The 3,342-nt window shown below is 62.2% G+C and carries 4 protein-coding genes; all 4 read left to right on the forward strand.

Translation table 11 applies throughout. From position 1 onward, the window contains the following. On the forward strand, positions 1-1,117 hold a 1,117-nt coding region (locus tag EN879_RS29060), incomplete at its 5' end, for a ribonuclease J (protein WP_164774642.1). A 110-nt stretch (positions 1,118-1,227) separates the two neighbouring features. Next, a complete protein-coding gene (gene mce, locus EN879_RS29065) occupies positions 1,228-1,632 on the forward strand; it encodes a methylmalonyl-CoA epimerase (protein ID WP_063168232.1) in 405 nt (134 codons plus the stop codon). Next, positions 1,629-1,913, forward strand: a complete 285-nt coding sequence (locus EN879_RS29070) for a DUF1467 family protein (protein ID WP_013531106.1) — start codon at positions 1,629-1,631, stop codon at positions 1,911-1,913. Before mce ends, EN879_RS29070 begins: the two co-directional genes overlap by 4 nt. A gap of 632 nt (positions 1,914-2,545) precedes the next feature. Further along, on the forward strand, positions 2,546-3,342 hold a 797-nt coding region (gene proS, locus EN879_RS29075), incomplete at its 3' end, for a proline--tRNA ligase (RefSeq protein ID WP_127274414.1).

Below are 3,342 nucleotides of genomic sequence, written 5' to 3' on the forward strand. Positions count from 1 at the left end.
TTTCCGCGCCTATGGCGACAAGGGCGTTCTGGCGCTGATCTGCGATTCGACCAATGCGCTGCGCGAAGGCGAGTCGCCTTCGGAAGTGGCTGTGGGCGAGGGCCTCAAGGGCGTCATCCAGGCTGCCAAGGGCCGTGTCGCCGTCACCACGTTCTCCTCCAATGTCGGACGTATCGTCTCGATCGCCAAAGCGGCGCGCGATGCCGGACGCCAGTGCCTGGTGCTTGGCCGTTCGCTGAAGCGGGTCATCGATGTGGCCGGAGAACTCGGCTACATGGACGGTCTGCCGGAGTTCATCGCCGAGGAGGATTTTGGTTTCATCCCGCGCGAAAACCTGGTCATCATCTGCACCGGCAGCCAGGGCGAGCCGCTGGCCGCACTGGCCAAGCTGTCGCGCGAAGAGATGAAGTCGGTGTCGCTGACGGCAGGCGACACGGTGGTGTTTTCCTCGCGTACGATTCCCGGCAACGAGAAGGCGATCCTCGAGATCAAGAACCGTCTCATCGACCTCGGCGTCAAGATCATCGAGGACGGCGATGCGCTGGTGCATGTCTCCGGCCATCCGCGGCGCAGCGAATTGCGCAAGATGTATGAATGGGTGCGCCCGCAGATCGGCGTTCCCGTGCATGGCGAGGCGGCACATCTGGTGGCGCAGGGCTCGCTGATGTCGACATCGGGCATCGGCCAGGTGGCGCAGGTGCGCGACGGCGACATGCTCAGGCTTGCTCCCGGCCCAGCCACCATCATGGATCAGGTGCCGTTCGGCCGTATCTACAAGGATGGCAGACTGATCGGCACCGATCAGGCGATGGGCATCCGCGACCGGCGCAAATTGTCCTTTGCCGGCCACGTGGCGGTCAATGTCGTGCTGGACGACAAATATGAGCTTGCCGGCGACCCCGATCTGGTCGCCATCGGCGTCGCCGAGGCCGATGGCCGTGGCGAGTCGCTGGAAGATCTGATGATCGATGCGGCAATCGGCGCGGTGGACTCGATCCCCCGTCAGCGCCGAAAAGACCTCGACCTGGTGCAGGAAGCAGTGCGGCGCGCCGTGCGCGGCGCCGCCAACGAAGCCTGGGGCAAGAAGCCGCTGGTGACGGTGTTCGTCACTCGCTGAGGGGAGTGGGGCAGTAAGGGAGTAGGGCAGTAGGGATTTCGATACGAGGCAGGTCAGCTTTTCCCCTATTGCCATACTGCCCTATTGCCATACTGCCCTGAGGAAAACCTATGCTCGGACGTCTGAACCATGTCGCGCTTGCCGTGCCGGATCTGGCTGCTGCCGTAGCGGCCTACCGCAACACGCTCGGCGCGGAGGTTACGGCGCCGCAGGCACTGCCGGAGCACGGGGTGACGGTGGTGTTCGTCAATGTCGGCAACACCAAGGTCGAACTTCTGGAGCCTTTGGGCGAGGGATCGCCGATCGCCGCCTTCCTGGAGAAGAACCCCTCCGGCGGCATGCATCACCTTTGCTATGAGGTCGACGACATCCTGGCCGCGCGCGATCAGCTCAAGGCCGCCGGCGCCCGCGTGCTGGGCGACGGCAATCCGAAGATCGGCGCGCACGGCAAGCCGGTGCTGTTCCTGCATCCGAAGGATTTCTTCGGCACGCTGATCGAACTGGAGCAATCATGAGCTGGGTTTCGTTCACCGCCCTGTTTTTCGCGACCTGGTGGGTGGTGCTGTTCGCCGTGCTGCCGTTCAGCGTGAGGACGCAGGACGACGATCACGACGTGACGCTCGGCACGGTTCCGAGCGCGCCGCGTGGGCCTCACATGCTACGCGCCGTGATCCGCACCACCATCGCCACCGCGATCCTGATGGGCATTTTCTATGGCCTGACGCATGGGCTGGGATACAGCCTCAACGACATCCCGCACATCGTGCCGGAATTCAGCCAGACGCCGGCTAAATAGACTGTCCAGCGACGGCGTTTTCATATGTCGGACCGGGCGGGTTTCGGCGGGGAACGTCGTGCCGTTTTGCGGCCTGACGAGCGCTGACGCTGGGTAAGGTGGTTTGGCAACGCGTTGCGCTAAGCAGATGATTGCACAAAAAAAATGCAAGGCACGAGGCCTTGCAATTTAAACGCGTCCGATCTGTTTCCGGTTTCCGGCGGCAGCGAGTAACCGCGCCTAGATCGCATCCTCCCAAGACTTTGACCGCGTAGGAGAGCAGATTTTTTTCTGCCCTCTCGGTTATCGAGGTACATTAGCCTAAGGCGAATGAAAATGTCACGAAGAATTTTGCCTTGAAACGGGCATTCTCGTGCTGCACTGCACAATAGTGTGGCAGGCGTTGCTTGGCGAACGATCACCAAGACGCGCACAGTGACCGGGAGGCCTTGCAGCGCCATGGGTCTTCTGGACGGGCGAACGGCGGTGCGACGCTTCTGATCCCGGCTACCCATGTTTTTTGGAAATCGATTCCGCTTTTCGGGCCGAAGCGTCCGGGTTCCCATTCCGCCTTGAAATGGCTATGAAGCCGGGTCAAGCAAGCCAAAGTCGCGCCGATTCTGACGCGACCCTCCTCACTCACGGACCTGCCCATGCGTTTGTCGCGCTATTTCCTGCCGATCCTCAAAGAAAATCCGCGCGAGGCCGAGATCGTCTCGCACCGGCTGATGCTGCGCGCCGGCATGATCCGCCAGCAGGGGCAGGGCAGTTTCTCGTGGCTGCCGCTCGGCAAGCGGGTGCTGGACAAGGTATGCCGCATCATCCGCGAGGAGCAGGATCGCGCCGGTGCGCTGGAAATCCTGATGCCGACCATCCAGTCGGCCGATCTGTGGCGCGAAAGCGGCCGCTATGACGACTACGGCAAGGAGATGCTGCGCATCAAGGACCGGCAGGACCGCGACATGCTCTACGGCCCCACCAATGAGGAAGTGGTCACCGAGATCGTCCGCGCCTATGTGAAGTCCTACAAGGACCTGCCGCTCAATCTCTACCACATCCAGTGGAAGTTCCGCGACGAAGTGCGGCCGCGCTTCGGCGTCATGCGGTCGCGCGAGTTCCTGATGAAGGACGCCTATTCCTTCGACCTCGACTTCGAAGGCGCCAAGGCGGCCTACAACAGGATGTTCGTGTCCTATCTCCGGACTTTTACGCGCATGGGGCTGCAGGCTATACCGATGCGGGCCGACACCGGGCCGATCGGCGGCGATCTCAGCCATGAATTCATCATCCTGGCCGACACCGGCGAGAGCCAGGTCTACTGCCACCGCGACTATCTTGCGCTCGATGTGCCCGGCGCCAACACCGATTTTGCCAACGACACCGAGATCGCCGACATCGTCAAAACATGGACGACGCCCTACGCCGCCACCGACGAGATGCATGACGAGGC

The sequence above is a fragment of the Mesorhizobium sp. M7A.F.Ca.AU.002.02.1.1 genome (assembly GCF_003998535.1).
Classification (GTDB): domain Bacteria; phylum Pseudomonadota; class Alphaproteobacteria; order Rhizobiales; family Rhizobiaceae; genus Mesorhizobium; species Mesorhizobium ciceri.